General features: G+C 63.8%; 15 protein-coding genes and 1 pseudogene. 4 read left to right on the top strand and 12 right to left on the bottom strand.

The genetic code is table 11. The features are described from left to right. Positions 1-39: 39 nt before the first annotated feature. Both N4T19_RS10215 and N4T19_RS10210 read left to right on the top strand, forming a co-directional pair. On the top strand, positions 40-1260 hold the full coding sequence (locus tag N4T19_RS10215) for an ABC transporter substrate-binding protein (protein WP_116927155.1): 1221 nt from the start codon (positions 40-42) through the stop codon (positions 1258-1260). Further along, a complete protein-coding gene (locus N4T19_RS10210; protein WP_232539415.1) occupies positions 1257-2036 on the top strand; it encodes an ABC transporter permease in 780 nt (259 codons plus the stop codon). Before N4T19_RS10215 ends, N4T19_RS10210 begins: the two co-directional genes overlap by 4 nt. A 35-nt stretch (positions 2037-2071) precedes the next feature. Here N4T19_RS10210 and N4T19_RS10205 read toward each other — a convergent pair whose 3' ends face one another. From N4T19_RS10205 to N4T19_RS10170, 8 genes and pseudogenes are all read right to left on the bottom strand, one after another. Then, positions 2072-2830: an ATP-binding protein gene (locus N4T19_RS10205; RefSeq protein WP_409935202.1), complete on the bottom strand. Its 759-nt coding sequence runs from the start codon at positions 2828-2830 to the stop codon at positions 2072-2074. Positions 2831-2857: 27 nt separating this feature from the next. Next, positions 2858-4165 (bottom strand): annotated as a pseudogene (locus N4T19_RS10200) (histidine kinase dimerization/phospho-acceptor domain-containing protein); the annotation flags it as partial. A 151-nt stretch (positions 4166-4316) separates the two neighbouring features. Continuing rightward, positions 4317-5153 (bottom strand): response regulator transcription factor, encoded by an 837-nt coding sequence (locus N4T19_RS10195; protein WP_116927157.1) that lies wholly within the window; start codon positions 5151-5153, stop codon positions 4317-4319. 502 nt (positions 5154-5655) lie between these two features. After that, on the bottom strand, positions 5656-5820 hold the full coding sequence (locus N4T19_RS10190) for a hypothetical protein (protein ID WP_165841228.1): 165 nt from the start codon (positions 5818-5820) through the stop codon (positions 5656-5658). Between the two features lie 62 nt (positions 5821-5882). After that, complete coding sequence (locus tag N4T19_RS10185; protein ID WP_260720129.1) at positions 5883-7088, bottom strand: low temperature requirement protein A; 1206 nt, start codon at positions 7086-7088, stop codon at positions 5883-5885. Between the two features lie 27 nt (positions 7089-7115). Further along, the gene (locus N4T19_RS10180; protein WP_116927159.1) at positions 7116-7385 is read right to left on the bottom strand and encodes a hypothetical protein; all 270 of its coding nucleotides are present in this window, start codon (positions 7383-7385) and stop codon (positions 7116-7118) included. 238 nt (positions 7386-7623) lie between these two features. Next, positions 7624-8400 (bottom strand): SDR family oxidoreductase, encoded by a 777-nt coding sequence (locus N4T19_RS10175; RefSeq protein ID WP_116927160.1) that lies wholly within the window; start codon positions 8398-8400, stop codon positions 7624-7626. A gap of 201 nt (positions 8401-8601) precedes the next feature. After that, positions 8602-9525, bottom strand: coding sequence for a LysR family transcriptional regulator (locus N4T19_RS10170; protein WP_260720128.1), 924 nt, complete (start codon positions 9523-9525; stop codon positions 8602-8604). Between the two features lie 65 nt (positions 9526-9590). Between N4T19_RS10170 and N4T19_RS10165 the strand changes: the two genes are divergently transcribed. Further along, positions 9591-10208, top strand: coding sequence for a LysE family translocator (locus N4T19_RS10165; RefSeq protein WP_182343090.1), 618 nt, complete (start codon positions 9591-9593; stop codon positions 10206-10208). Positions 10209-10224: 16 nt separating this feature from the next. On the opposite strand, the gene N4T19_RS10160 is transcribed toward N4T19_RS10165, so the two are convergent. The 3 genes from N4T19_RS10160 to N4T19_RS10150 all read right to left on the bottom strand — a co-directional run bounded on the left by N4T19_RS10160 (position 10225) and on the right by N4T19_RS10150 (position 12304). Next, positions 10225-11118: an IPTL-CTERM sorting domain-containing protein gene (locus N4T19_RS10160; RefSeq protein WP_260720127.1), complete on the bottom strand. Its 894-nt coding sequence runs from the start codon at positions 11116-11118 to the stop codon at positions 10225-10227. Beyond that, positions 11043-11804, bottom strand: coding sequence for a hypothetical protein (locus N4T19_RS10155; RefSeq protein WP_260720126.1), 762 nt, complete (start codon positions 11802-11804; stop codon positions 11043-11045). Before N4T19_RS10155 ends, N4T19_RS10160 begins: the two co-directional genes overlap by 76 nt. Positions 11805-11983: 179 nt before the next feature. After that, positions 11984-12304, bottom strand: a complete 321-nt coding sequence (locus tag N4T19_RS10150) for an FHA domain-containing protein (protein ID WP_116927164.1) — start codon at positions 12302-12304, stop codon at positions 11984-11986. Between the two features lie 287 nt (positions 12305-12591). Here N4T19_RS10150 and N4T19_RS10145 point away from each other — a divergent pair, with 287 nt between their 5' ends. Beyond that, positions 12592-12765, top strand: coding sequence for a hypothetical protein (locus tag N4T19_RS10145; RefSeq protein ID WP_021026347.1), 174 nt, complete (start codon positions 12592-12594; stop codon positions 12763-12765). Between the two features lie 341 nt (positions 12766-13106). Here N4T19_RS10145 and N4T19_RS10140 read toward each other — a convergent pair whose 3' ends face one another. Beyond that, positions 13107-13976, bottom strand: a complete 870-nt coding sequence (locus N4T19_RS10140; protein WP_260720125.1) for an anti-sigma factor family protein — start codon at positions 13974-13976, stop codon at positions 13107-13109. Positions 13977-13978 lie beyond the last annotated feature (2 nt).

Genomic DNA, 13978 nt, shown 5'->3' with positions numbered 1-13978 from the left:
CAGACCTGAGACACCCCCCAACGACGAGGAGAGAGAACCATGACTTACCAACACATTTGCGCCTCCAGCCACTGCGACTGCGGCATCAGCCGGCGCGACTGGCTGCGCATTGCCGCCATCAGCGGCGCAGCGGCCACGCCTTGGCTGCGCGCGGGCGATGCCTTCGCACAAAAGTTCAAGGGCGACGATGTGCCCGTGCGCATCGGCTACCTGGCCATTACCGATGCCACCCCGTTCTTTGTGGCGCACAGCCGCAAGCTGTTTGAGGCCGAGGGCCTGCAGACGGAAAAGCCGCGCCTGTTTCGCAGCTGGGCGCAGCTGATCGAGGCCTTTATTGCCGGCCAGGTGAACGTGGTGCACTTGCTGTCGCCCACCACCTTGTCCGTGCGCTACGGCTCCAAGTTTGGTGCCAAGGTGGTGGCCTGGAACCATATGAGCGGCTCGGCCATCACGGTGGCCCCCCACATCAACAATGTGGCCGATCTGGCGGGCACCACGTTTGCGATTCCGTTCTGGTACTCGATCCACAACATCCTCATCCAGCAGGTGCTGCGCAAGAACGGGCTCACGCCGGTCAGCAAGCCCAAGGGCACGGCGCTGGGCGCCAAGGAGGTGAACCTGGTGATCGTGCCGCCCGCCGAGATGGTGGCCGCGCTGGCCTCCAAATCGGTGTCCGGCTTTATCGTGGCCGACCCGTTCAACGCGGTGGCCGAGACCATGGGCGTGGGCAAGGTGGCGCGCTTTTTGGGCGATATCTGGAAGGACCATGCCTGCTGCCTGGTGACCTTGTCCGAGCGCGACATTGCCGAGCGCCCCGAATGGGCCCAGCGCGTGACCACGGCCATCGTCAAGGCGCAGCTGTGGACGCGCGACCACATGGGCGAGACGGCCGAGCTGATGTCCAAGGACGGTGCCAACAAGTACACGCCGCACCCGCTGCCGGTGCTGCAAAAGGTGTTTGACCTGAAGGACTTCGAGCAGTACCGCGCCAAGGGCGTGCTGCAGCACCCCGAGTGGAACCAGCGCCGCATCGATTTCCAGCCCTATCCCTTCCCCAGCTACACGCAGGAGCTGGTCAAGGCCATGCAGGGCACCTTGATGGAAGGCAATGTGGACTTTATCCGCGAGCTGGATCCGGCCTTTGCTGCCAAGGACCTGGTCGATGACCGCTTTGTGAAGCAGGCGCTCAGCCAGGTGGGTGGGCTGAAGGCCTTTGGCCATGCCGATGACTTCAGCCGCAAGGAAGTGATCGCCGCATGATGCAGGCTGGCAAACGCTGGGCGGCGCGCCTGGCCTGGCCGCTGCTGGGCATGGCCATCACGCTGGCGCTGTGGGCGGTGGCGGCCCGGCATCTGTCCGATGTGGAGGCCATCCGCGCCGCCTTTGCGCCGCAGGCAGGGCTCCAGGCGCTGGTGCATCTGCTGGGCAGTGGCGAGCTGTGGCCGCATATCCGCATGAGCCTGGAGCGCATTGCCATTGCGCTGGCCCTGGCGCTGGCCATCGGTGTGCCGCTGGGGCTGTGTCTGGGGCTGTCGCCGCTCTTTGCGCGCATCAGCGGGCCCACTTTTCAGTTCTTGCGCATGGTCTCACCGCTGTCGTGGATGCCGCTGGCGGTGATGGCGCTGGGCGTGGGCGAGGCACCGGTGATTTTCTTGCTCAGCTTTGCCACCGTCTGGCCCATCATGCTCAACACCGCCGCTGGTGTGGCTGCGCTGGACCCGGCGTGGATGCGGCTGGCGCACAGCCTGTCGGCCACGCGCTGGGAGACCATTGCCCGCGTGGTGCTGCCCGGCTGCATCAGCCATATCCTCACCGGCTTTCGGCTGGCGGTGGGCATTGGCTGGATTGTGCTGGTGCCCGCCGAGATGCTGGGCGTCTCCAGCGGCATGGGCTATTTTGTGCTGGACACGCGCGATCGCCTGGCCTACGACGAGCTGATGGCCGGCATTGTAGTCATCGGCTGCCTGGGCTTTGTGCTCGACTGGCTGGCCCGGGCCCTCAGCAGCCGCTGGACGCAGCGCGGCCAGCAGGGCTGAGCGCCTGCCCAGCCGCTGCCAGCCGCAGCTCCTAATCAGTGCGGCGCGCTGCTGGCGACGCGCTTGCTGCGCAGCGCCAGTTGGTGGATGCCGGCAAAGTCAAATTGCTCGAGCCGGTCCAGCAGCTGGGCGGTGAACAGCGCATGGGCTGTGTGGTCGGTGTGGCGGTTGATCCAGCCTTCGATATCGGTGAGGCGCCCATGCAGGGCCAGCTCGGCGAGCTCATCGAGCGCTGCATCGCCAGGGGTGGCTATCGCAGCGACGGGCGCCAGCGCTGCGCGGGCCGGCTGCCCCGGCTGCGCGGTGGCCGCTGCGCCGCCGCCGTCGATGATCGGCACGGACAGCTCAAAGGAAAAAGTGGTGCCCTGGCCGGCGGCGCTGCTCACCTCCAGGCTGCCGCCCATCGCCATCAGAATGCGCTGCGAGATGAACAGGCCCAGGCCCGTGCTGCCGCCCTCGGCCTGGATTTGCTGGAAGGCATCAAAGATATCGGGCTTTTGGGCCAGGTCGATGCCGATGCCGGTGTCGGCCACGGCCACATGGAGCACGCAGAACTCGCCCTCCTGGCGGGCGTTGACCGACAAGGTCACGACGCCATCGCGGGTGAATTTGGCGGCGTTGGACACCAGGTTCAGCAGCACCTGCTGCAGGCGCTTGCCGTCCATCGCCATGCGCCGGGGCAGGGCGCCGCTGACATGGCTGTGGAAGTGGTTGTTCTGCTGCGAGCACAGTGAGACGGCGTAGTCGGAGATGTCGTCCAACAGCGCCTGCAAATCGAGGGGCGCGGGGCGCACGGCCAGCGGTTGCAGCTCGGACTTGGCATATTCCAGCAGCTCGTCGATCAGGTCCAACTGGTACTTGACACTGCGCTGGATGGTCTTGACCAGGCCCTGCTGCTTGTCCGGGGCCTCTGTCAGTAGCAGATCCGAATAGCCCTTGATCGTTGCGAGCGGCGCGCGCAGGTCATGGCCGATATAGCCCAGCACTTCCACCTTCTGGCGCTCCTTGGTTTGGGCATCGCTCAGCGCCGTGCTCAGGTCGGCATTCAGGGCCGACGTGACCATGGCCGCGTACTTCTCATCCTGGCGGCGCACCACCATCTGGCCCAGGATATGGCAGGACAGCAGGATCAATACCGTACCGACAGCGGCGACCAAAATGGCGGTCCACAGGTGCTGCTCGCGGATGGCCGCCAGGGGCTCCAGCGACGCCAGGGTCAGCAGCTGGTATTGCCGGTTGTTCAGCGGCTGGCGCTTCATCACATAAGGCGTGCCGTCGATCAGCCATTGACCCTCCATGCCTTTGGCCGCGATGGGCTGGATGTCCATGGCATCACCGAGTTCTTCGCCGTCCTCATCGTCCGAGGGGTGCAGCACGCCGGCGGGCAGCATGGCCGCCACATTGCGCAGCATGAAGGGCTCGGACGAGCTGGTGGTCACGCGCCCCTGGCGGTTGACGATCAGCGCAATATGCCGGCCGGTCAGGTAGTGCGCCATATCGGGCGCATCGAACTTGACGGTGACGGAGCCCTGCACGACATCCTGGGCATCGTCGATGCGGCTGGCGACAAAGTAGGATGGGGTCTTGTTGATGCGCGCAATACCAAAGGAATGGCCGCTGCCATCGCGCAAGGCATTGTTCAGGTAGATGCGGCCCGAGTAGATCATGCCGACGATGCTGTCGGGTGCAGCCCAGTTGCTGGCCGTGATCGTGTCGTCGGACAGGTTGTTCTGGTAGATGCGGGCATAGCGCAGGTCGGCCCCCAGCGCGTCCATGAAGTCGCCTACCTTGCGCACCAGCGGGTCGGTGGTGAACTGGGCCGCGCGCTGCTGGCGGGTCAGCGCTTCGAGGCCTGGCGGGTCCTCGCGGTAGCGCGTGGCCAGCTCAATCACCTGGCTTTGGCTGGCCACCATATTGGCCACGCTCACCATCTGGGTAAAAAGCCGGTCGACCACGCGCGCCGTGGTCTCGGCTTCGTAGGCGGCGCTGGAGGCCTGGCTCTGGGTCCACTGCGTGGCCACGCGCTGCGATAGCCACCAGCCCAGACCTGCCACCAGGCAGAGCCAGAAAAGCACGAGCGCAACGGTGGCGCGGCGCACCAGGGGCAGCATCTCCCGGCCGCGTTTCATCGCAGCGGGTGGATTGCTGGCAGCAGCGCTGCTTGGGTCAGCGAATGGCGAAGGCGGGGCAGGTATGTCCATGGTTTTGATGATGCGCAGAGTCAGGTAGCACAGGCCACGGGTGCAGGTCACCGATGCCGAGGTGGGTAGGGCCCAGGCCTCAACGGAACTTGGAAGCGACCAGGTTTTGCAGCACCTGGGGATCGGCCTGGCATTCGCTGCGCAATTGGGTGGGCGATTTTTGCCAGAACTTCTTGAACTCGGTGGAGAAGTTGGCCGAGTTCAGATAGCCCACTTCCAGCGCCACATCGGCAATGCTCAAGGTGCTTTGGGCCAGCATCAGCGCAGCTCGGCGCATGCGCTCCTGGCGGATGAATTCAAAGGCCGACAGGCCGTCGCTGGACTCGAACACCATGTTCAGGCGCCGCATGGACAGGCCCAGGCTGGCGGCGACGTCCGAGCTTTTCAACTCGGGGTTCTGGATATTGCCCAAAATGTATTCGGTCGCCACCTGCTTGAGCGTGAGGTTGGCCGGAGACTGGCTTGGCGGCGCGGCGGCTCCGTCTGCCTGCCCGTCCGGCCCATCCTGGCCTGGCGGCAGGTTGTGCCGGGCCAGCATCAGGTGGATGCGCACGCGCTCCTGGATCTCTTCGACGAAAAAGGGCTTGGTGATGTAGTCCACGCCACCGGCGCGCAGGCCCGAGAGCCGGTCGTCCTGCTCGATGAGGGCCGACAGAAAAATGATCGGAATGTGCTGGGTCGCCGGGTTGGTCTTGAGCAGGCGCGCGATCGTGATGCCGTTGCGCCCAGGCATGCGCACATCGAGCAAGATCAAATCGGGCAGCAGCACCGCAGCCCGCGCATAGCCTTGGTCGCCATTGAGCGCGACGCTGACCCGGTAGGAGGTATTGCGCAATGCGGCGACCAGCAAACGTAGCTGGTCTGGATCATCGTCCACGATCAACACATGTGGAGACTGGATATCTGCATTGCTCATAGCTTCTGTAGAACCTTGATACACCTTTAACGGTTGTCAATTGTCACACATGGGGTCTGGTGTCTTGCTTGTTTGTTTTAAATCAATGTTAACTCCAGCATCCATGATAGGAGCTTCACAACGCCTGCGAAAACGGGGTTTGGCTCTATGAGTACGCCTGTTTTGGTCGCTTTTCGCTGGTTTTTTTTAAATGTCTTTGGTATGTTTTAAATTTCTTGAGCTTTATAGATCAATTGGATAACAAAAAATGTTACCTATTTCCAGTCCTGAGGGGGCCGTGCCGATCTCAGCGCTGGCCGAGGCGCGGGTGGGCTGCTTGCAACGGGGCAGACGCTGCAAAACCGCTGACGAGCAGTTGGGCAGGGGGCGGCATCCCACCCCCAACGCATCCTTTGCTGGCGAGCCTGTGTGCTTGGCCCAGCGAGGGCTTGCACGATCGGGCGCATGCCACTGTCGCCCGCTCCCGTGCCCAGGTCAATGCGGGGGCTTTTGCACAGGGCCCCTAGTGGTGGCCATGCTCGGCGACCGTGCCAAGGCGCTGGCGACGCTTGGCCGCATGGGTGTCCCACAGCGCCACGCCCAGGATGAGCAGTGTCGTCAGCCAGCCCAGCACCAACAGATTGCAGACTTGGCCTAGAGTCACCAGCACCAGCACCAGCAGCATCAAGGCGCCCCGCCAGTGCGACGCGGGGGGCGCGCTATAGACCGTCTTCTTATAGATGGCACTGCCTAGTGGTAGCCATGCTCGGTGACCGTACCAAGGCGCTGGCGACGCTTGGCCGCAAGGGTGTCCCACAGCGCCACAGCCAGGACGAGCAGCGTTGTCAGCCAGCCCAGCACCAACAGATTGCAGACCTGACTCAGAGGCACCAGCACCAGCAGCATCAATGCGCCCAGCCAGTGCGATGCGGGCAGCGCGCCATAGACCGTCTTCTTGTAGATCGCACTGCCCAGCAGGTAGATGGCGGGACCGGCGAGCAAGATGGCGATCTGCGGCGCCGCAGCGAGCGCATGGGGGTGTGCCAGCACCAGGTCGTTGCCCACCGCAGAGGCAATCACCCCGGCGATCAAAATGGCGTGCACATAGTGGAAGTAGGCGCCAATGCGGCCCGGATCAGCGGCGCGGGTGATGGCCTCGGTGGCATCCTTGCTGGAGGTGCCAAAGTACAGCCACCACATCGCCAAGGTGCCGATAAAGGTGGCGCCCAGCGCCATCAGCACATCCCACTGCCAGGTCTTGGTATCGGCCAGCGTGGCGCCGCTGGCCAGCAGCGTCTCGCCCAGTGCCACGATCACGAACAGCTGGCAGCGCTCGGCCATGTGGCCGCCCTCGATGGTCCAGTCCTGCGTCTGGCTGCGGCCCAGGCCCGGCAGCGCAAAGCCGAACATCGGTGACACATACTCGCACAGTACGGCCACCAACCACAAAAGCAGGCGCAGTTGCGGGTCCGCCAGCCCTCCCGCAATCCAGAACACGGCAGAAATACAGACCCAGCCGAGCATGCGGCGGAAGTTGTGTGCCAGCGGGTGCCAGGCCGGCAGCTGCGACCAGATGAACGCGGTGCGTCCCACCTGCATGGCCACATAGGCCAGCGCAAAGACCAGCCCGCGCTCGGCAAAGGCTTCGGGAATGCTGGAGGCCATCAGCAAGCCCAGCAGCATGGTGGAGAACAGCATGCCGCGGATGCGGGTTTTCTGCGGGTCGAACCAGTTGGTGACCCAGCAGGTGTACTGCCAGCCCAGCCAGACGGCAAACCAGAGCACCAAGGTCTGTGCCACGCCCATGAAGCTCAGATGGTGCAGCAGCTCATGGCTCAGCTGGGTGACGGCAAACACATAGACCAGGTCAAAGAAGAGCTCTTCATAGGTCACGCGGGCGTGGTGACCGTCACGCTGGCGCAGCAAGGGATGGGAAAAGGCGGGAGTTATCGGCATGGCAGATCTGCAGTGGCTGGCAGGCCCTCAGGCCTGCGAGAGGATGCGGGTGACAAAGGCGGCCAGCAGCACTGGCACCATCAGCACGATGAGCAGGATCAGCGCTTCGTCGCGTACGCTGTAGCCCGCCTGGGTGACGCCGACCCACATATTGGTGCAGGCAATGAGCAGCCACACCGGCATGAACAGCTTGGCCGCCACCACCATGCCTGCCGTGCTGGCCGACCACAGCCAGCCAAACAGCACAAACACGGCGAGCAGCAGCAGGCCCCCGCCCGTGACCATCAGTACATGCATATAGAAGCTCTCAAAGATTTAGGAATCATGGCGGCGCTGGTGCACAGCAAGACTGGCGCTGCAAACCCATTGCCCGTGGAGGTACAGGGATAGGCATCAGCGACACCGCGTTTTGTGGCGGGCCATAGCCCTAGCCTCAGCCCCGCAAGACCAAGCCCGCGTTGCGACCCAGGCCGGCGCCAGCGCTGCTCTTGGGCGCCTGCCATGCAGCGCGCGGCAGGCACCCAGCCAGCATCTTTTACTTCGTGGTGTAGCCGCCGTTGATCAGGATCGTCTGGCCGGTGATCCACCAGCCATCGGTGACCAGATGGCGGATAAAGGGCACGACATCCTCGATATCGGTGAGGCCCGTATTGCTGAAGCCCGACAGCGCAGCGGCTGTCTTGTGGTAGGCCACCGCATCGGCCCCTTCTGCGGGGTAGAAGAAGTTGGTGTCCATGGGGCCGGGGCCGACGGCAGTGACCGAGATCCCGCGTGCGCCAAACTCCTTGGCCGCTGCACGGGTGTAGTGCTCGACAGGTGCCTTGGTGCCGGCATAGGACGAGTAGAACGGGGTGAAGGCCCCCAGCAGCGAGGTCACCAGCGTGACGATCTTGCCGTTGTCATTGAGGTGCAGGCCCGCTTCCTTCAAAAAGAAAAACGCCGCCTTGCTGTTGGCATTGGACATCTCGTCGAACTCGGCCTCGGAGATATCGACCATCGGCTTTTTGAGCACCTTGCCGACGGTGTTGATGGCGATATCGGGGCGGCCCAGTGCCGCCACCGTGTCTGCAAACAGCTTTTGTACGGCAGCTGCACTGTTCAGGTTGCCTTGCAGTGCGATGGCCTTGGCGCCCAGCTTCTCCACCGCTGCCACGGTGGCCAGTGCTTCATCACGGCTGGCGGCGCTGTTGTAGTGGATGGCTACAGCTTTGGCGCCTTGGCCGGCCAGATCGCGGGCAATCAGGCCACCGAGGTTTTTGCCTCCCCCTGCAATCAGAACGACTTTGTCTTTAACGGTGTGGGCTTTGCGCATGCTGCATCTCCAAATGAGTGATGGGAATCGATGGGTATCACAGTGGAGATTTTTATTGCCTTATTCAATCGTCTGAATTTGCAAAACGGATGAAGCTTTTGCTAAAACAGCGATTGGTCATTGATTTTTTGTATGCAAGGACCATGGCGTTCATCCGGGGCTTGCCGGCAATGCGCGCTGAATGGCCATGGCCCGAACGGGCTAGGCCATGGATCGCAGCCACGCCAGCAGGTGGTGCTGCACACTGCCTGGCAGCAAGGCATGGGGCGAGAGCAGGCAATACTGCGAGCCGTCCTCGACAAAGCCCAGTGGGGCGACGAGCAGACCGTGGTTAATGTCGTCCTGCACCAGATGCCAGGGGCCAATGGCGACCCCGAGCCCGGCAATGGCCGCTTGCAGGCTGAAGTAGAAATGCTCCAAGCTTTGCCCAGTGGCTGCGGGCAGCGGCCGGCCCGTGGCCGCGCACCAGTCCCGCCAGGCGCCAGGGCGTGTGCGGGTATGCAAGGGCACGGCCTTGGCTTGGAGTGCCGCGCTGCGCGGGCCCGTACGGAACCAGGCCGCTTGCTTGTCCGGGCGGCAAACCGGGCCGATACGTTCTGCAAACAGGGGCTCGGCATGGCAGCCTGGGGGCCAGGCAAAGTCATCCCGGCGAATAGCGAGGTCGATACCGCTGGCAAAGGAGAAGGGGCCGCCACCGGCGACCAGGTGCAGCTCCAGCCTGGGATGGCGCGCCTGGAAATCCGGCCAGCGCGGAATCAGCCAGCGCATCAGCAAGGTGGGCTCGCAGGACAGCACCCAGCGCCGCTGCTGGCGCGCGCGGGCGCGCAGACCGGCAATGCCCTGGCGCATCAGATCCAGCCCCTGGCTCACGGCCTGGGCCAGTGCCCGGCCCTCCGCCGTGAGAAAGACGCGCCGGCTGCGCCGCTCGAACAGCGCCAGGCCCAGGTCGTCTTCGAGCAGCCGCACGGCGCGGCTGACGGCGCCATGGGTGAGGTGCAGCTCGTCTGCAGCGCGGCTGAAGTTCTCCAGCCGGGCGGCGGCTTCAAAGCAGCGCAGCGCCAGCAAGGAGGGCAGGCGGCTGTCAGTGAATGGTGAGTCTGGCTCACCATGGCTGTCAGAAATCATCGTTTTTCATGGCGCAGTATTGCAGGCACCATGCGTGCAGTTGTTACTGTTGCACAGGATACGCGATGACCGAATTGTTAGCTGTTATCACCATCACTTTGCTCGCTGTCATCAGCCCGGGGCCCGATTTTGCGATGGTCACGCGCAACAGCCTGCTGCTGTCGCGCCGCGCCGGCGTGCTGACCGCTGTGGGCATTGGCTTGGGCGTGCTGGTCCATGTGGCCTACACCTTGCTGGGTCTGGGCCTGCTGATCCAGCAGTCGCTGTGGCTCTTCAACGCGATCAAGCTGCTTGGCGCGGCCTATCTGGTCTACCTAGGGGTAAAGATGCTGCGCAGCCAGCCTGCGAATGCTTCGGCCGAGGAGGCCCTCGCGCCGCTGTCCGATAGGGCGGCGCTGCGCACAGGTTTTCTCACCAACGCGCTCAATCCCAAGACTACCGTTTTCATGGTGAGCCTGTTTTTGCAGGTGGTGCAGCCCCAGACGCCACTGGCGCTGCAGCTGGGCTATGGCCTCTTTATTTCGGTCGCGCACATGGCCTGGTTCAGCCTGGTGGCGCTGTGCTTCTCGGCGGGCGCTGTGCGCAGCCGCCTATTGGCGACGCGCCACTGGATCGACCGCGCGTTTGGTGGATTGCTGGTCGGCTTTGGCGTGTTGCTGGCGCTGTCGCGCGGCACGCGCTGAGCACGCGACCTGGCCATCAACGCGTGTAGCGGTGGCGGCGCTGGCGTATTCCGAACCATCCCAGCAGCACTGCCAGCAACGAGAGACTGTATGCGCCCAGCGTTGGTACTGGTGTGGGCGTTGCCGCCACGGCATTGGGCGGCGCGGACACGCGCACGGTGGCCGTCGCGCAGACCGCCTGGTTGGGCGCTGCCAGGCAGATGTTGTACTGGTAGCTCACCGGGCTGGTCAGCCCACCCGCAGGCGGCACATAGGTGCAAACGCCGGCTGTGCAGCTGACGGTGCCCGCCGTGGGTGGCGTGACGAGGGTGACGGAGGCCGGTTCCACCACCCCACCGGTGCTGCTGTCGTTGGTGGCCACCGGCGTTGCAGCGCTGGCGGTGTTGCTGGTCAAGGTCACCCCATCGTCCTGCGCTGTGATGGAAGGGGGGACCAGCGAGAGATCTGCCGTGTTGTTGGTGCTGATCGGATCGGCAGGGCTGCCTGCTTGGGGCTGTGCGGTCACGGTATGCGTGCTGGCTGCCGTGATGCCCGGGCTAGTCCAGGTCACGGTATAGACGGCAGTCTCGCCAGAATTCAAAGCTTGAACCACGGCGCTGATGGGACCACTGCCCGAAGCGGTGGTGCAAGGCGTGCCAGAAGGCTGCAATGTGCAGGACCAGTTCGCGGTTGCGCCATTGGCCGTCGTTGGCAAGGGGTCCGACACGACGGCGCGGGTCGCGTCGGGGCCGTTGTTGTAGACGTTGAAGCTGTAGCCGTAGTTGTTCTGGGCGCCCGCGGGCACGGCGGCGACGGCGCTGGCACTGACGATGATTTCTGCCAAGGTCTGGCGGCTCATCGTGAACAAGGTGTCGTCCCAGGATGCGCGCCCATCGGTATTGGCTGACGTGCGGTACAGGTAAAAGCGCAAGGCGTAGGGGGTGCCGGGTTGCAGCGTGATGCCGGGGCCAGGGCCGTCCGGCGGGGGGGGACCAGTTGGAAATCACCACCGGACACCGTGCTGACATCGTCTATCTGCTGCACCAGCGTGCCGACCGGACTGCCGCCAGCGTCGACGACGTAAGCGGCATAGCCAAAGGCGCGCGGATGCGCGTTGTTGTTTAGGTTCCAGCGCTTGGCCGTGACGACCGTATTGACATAAAACAACGCCGCAGATGCTGTCGCATCCGCATACTGCATCGTGCCGGTGGTGAACGGGAACTCGATGTACTGCTGGGCGGCTATTGCCGCAGCGGCCGTATTGTTCGCAAGGCCGGAGTTGACCTGAAAATCGGGGTAGATGGGGTCGGGGCTGGCGCTCAAGCCTGCGCCAAAGCGCTGCGGGCCCGTGCTCGACAGGAATGTGCTGTCATGCGTGGGGCCCGAAACCGGCGTGGCGCCCGTACTGCCTTCTGCCGAACCTGGATACCAGTCCTGGGTCAGCGTGCCTGGCGGGCGATTGCTCGTCCAGCCTGCGTCCCCGCTGTCGATGCCGGAATCAGTACTGCGGGCAAACACATACTGCTGCACTACGCTGGGACCCGCTGCGCTGGCAAGCCATAAGGCGCCGATGCACGATACAGACTGGTTTTTTGCACGAGCAAACAGAGATGGCATGGTCGGATCCTTGGGGCAGCAGGGACCCTCGTTGATTTCTCAGCCTGTCGTGGAAAAATAGAACATGTGGATGGTGTTGAGAAAGGCTGCTGACCACCTGCGTTGAATCTGCCAGGCGGTGGCCTGTGCCTGCGCTGGACCCAGCCCCGTTGGCCAGTAGCAGCAATCGCTGGCGGCGATCATGCGGCATCAGGGGGCGGAGCCGCCGATCCCTTCTGGATGTAGATCTCGATCGGCCCCACTGTCACCCGGTCGCCTGTGTAGAGCACCTGGCGCTTGACCTTGGTGCCGTTGACGAAGATGCCATTGGTGCTGTCGTGGTCCTCCACCACCAATACCCCGATGTAGTAGCTGAATGCGCCATGGTCCCTGCTGACACCCTGGTCATTCAGGCGCAAACCACAGCCCTGACCACGGCCAATCAGGGTCTGACCTTTGCCCAGTCTGAGCTGGCTGGGCGATGAAGATTGGGGTGATCGAACCTGGATAAGCGCTGGCATGGAAAACCTCCCACCGTGGAAGGCCAACCTGGGAAAACAGACCCTGGTGGCTATCTTGAGACCAGGGATTCTGTATGAAATTATTGAAATGGATTGTCAGCAATCTCTAACCTGGGCCGCTGCAGATCGGTGTGGCCAGTCCGTGGAATTTCTGCGTTTTGTTTGCAATTAATTACAACCATGACGGCGCCGAACCGGGCCGGTGGCTTGACTTTGCGCAAGCAAGGCTTACATTCTTAAATCATTGACTGAATCGATTGAAAAGTCTTTTGTGAAAGGAGTTGGGTATGCAAAACCAGCCATCATTTCCGATGCTGACCATGCCGACTCGTCCGCTGGTGGCCCATCGCGGCGAGAAAGCGAAGCGCTATGTGCCTTCGGTCTCCACCGACATCAGCAAGACTTTCGAGAAGTACCGCCGGCTGGCTGCGATGCAGCATCCCAAGCCCCTGGGGGATTGATTCGGTTTCCAGCCGCGCGCATGTGGCTCACTCCCAGTCCCACAGACGTATTGCATGCGCCGCCTGCAAAGGCAGCGGCTTTATTACAGCAAAACGCCCCAGCCTGATCGCCCGTTGGCAGCATCACTGGCGGCTGGCTCTGAGCGCAGCATCTGCAGGCTGTGTCCCTGCGCGGGCGGCAGATTTCTGCCCGCCTTATCGGCACAAAAATGGGCTGCCCAGCGGGCGACTGCGGCTCGTGCCCAAAGGCCGGGGGGGCGTGCGCATGGTTCTCGCCCTGGCGATGCAAAGGACGGAGGCTATTTGGATGGTGTCGCAGTTGGCAGCGATGGTGCGGCCATTCAGTCCTGCTGCAGATGCTGGTAGACCGCCTGCGAAACACGCATCAGCTCGGCCCGGTCGGCATCTGCCGCTAAGGCGTAACCCAGGTGGTTCTCCACCCAGTAGAAGACGTTGACAGGGCCGTCCTGGCCAAACTTGAACTGCGCATCGCTCTGGCTGCTCACCTCGCGGGTCACATACAGGGTCAGGCGCAAGCCCGCCTCGGTCTCGTACATGAATTGCGCCACCGGCCCGCTGTCGCCGGGCAGCAGGCGGCCGCCCATCAGGCGGTAGCCCAGCGCATTGAGTGGCGGTGGGCGCACCTGGGTGCCCATGCGCTTGGTCAGCCAGGTGACCAGCGCCTGCTCCTGCTCGGCGCCAACCTCCACCGGGCGCCGCACATCGGGGCTGTAGACCACATGGGCAATCGCGGCGCGCTGGGCAAAACCGCTCAGGGCGCTGCCGCTGGCAGGTGGCAGCGGGGGCTGGGCGGGTCGCGGGCTGTGGGCTGCGGGCTGGCCCGCCATCGCGAGCTGGACGGCCTTGGCATCGACTGCGCCGCGGATCGACCAGGCGGCACCGGCGCTGATGACCGCCACCAGCACGCCGGCGGCCAGGCTGCGCCAGGGCAGGCTGCTGTGTGTGGGGCGCAGCGGCAGGCCCATCGGCAAGGGCTCGTCCATCACGGGGGCCAGCATCTCGCGCAGCCGCGCATTCTGCTGCAGCCAATCCTGCACCCGGGCGCGCTCTTCCGGGTGCTCGTGCAGGTAGTGCTCGACCTGAAGGCGGCGTGCGCTGGGCAATTGCTGGTCCACATAGGCATGCAGATCGGCTTCGGTCACCGGCGGCATGGGACTGGCGTCCAGGGCTTGGAGGTTGGGCTGGTCCATGG

The organism is Comamonas squillarum (genome assembly GCF_025309455.1).
GTDB classification, from domain to species: domain Bacteria; phylum Pseudomonadota; class Gammaproteobacteria; order Burkholderiales; family Burkholderiaceae_C; genus Comamonas; species Comamonas squillarum.
Note: the sequence above shows the minus strand (reverse complement) of the source record. Positions and strands in the feature narration are given on the sequence as shown.

Coding starts and splice junctions, on each gene's coding strand:
- N4T19_RS10140 (WP_260720125.1), bottom strand. CDS start 13,976: ATGGACCAGCCCAACCTCCAAGCCCTGGACGCCAGTCCCATGCCGCCG.
- N4T19_RS10195 (WP_116927157.1), bottom strand. CDS start 5,153: ATGAGCAATGCAGATATCCAGTCTCCACATGTGTTGATCGTGGACGAT.
- N4T19_RS10145 (WP_021026347.1), top strand. CDS start 12,592: ATGCAAAACCAGCCATCATTTCCGATGCTGACCATGCCGACTCGTCCG.
- N4T19_RS10155 (WP_260720126.1), bottom strand. CDS start 11,804: ATGCCATCTCTGTTTGCTCGTGCAAAAAACCAGTCTGTATCGTGCATC.
- N4T19_RS10170 (WP_260720128.1), bottom strand. CDS start 9,525: ATGATTTCTGACAGCCATGGTGAGCCAGACTCACCATTCACTGACAGC.
- N4T19_RS10185 (WP_260720129.1), bottom strand. CDS start 7,088: ATGCCGATAACTCCCGCCTTTTCCCATCCCTTGCTGCGCCAGCGTGAC.
- N4T19_RS10175 (WP_116927160.1), bottom strand. CDS start 8,400: ATGCGCAAAGCCCACACCGTTAAAGACAAAGTCGTTCTGATTGCAGGG.
- N4T19_RS10150 (WP_116927164.1), bottom strand. CDS start 12,304: ATGCCAGCGCTTATCCAGGTTCGATCACCCCAATCTTCATCGCCCAGC.
- N4T19_RS10180 (WP_116927159.1), bottom strand. CDS start 7,385: ATGCATGTACTGATGGTCACGGGCGGGGGCCTGCTGCTGCTCGCCGTG.
- N4T19_RS10210 (WP_232539415.1), top strand. CDS start 1,257: ATGATGCAGGCTGGCAAACGCTGGGCGGCGCGCCTGGCCTGGCCGCTG.
- N4T19_RS10165 (WP_182343090.1), top strand. CDS start 9,591: ATGACCGAATTGTTAGCTGTTATCACCATCACTTTGCTCGCTGTCATC.
- N4T19_RS10215 (WP_116927155.1), top strand. CDS start 40: ATGACTTACCAACACATTTGCGCCTCCAGCCACTGCGACTGCGGCATC.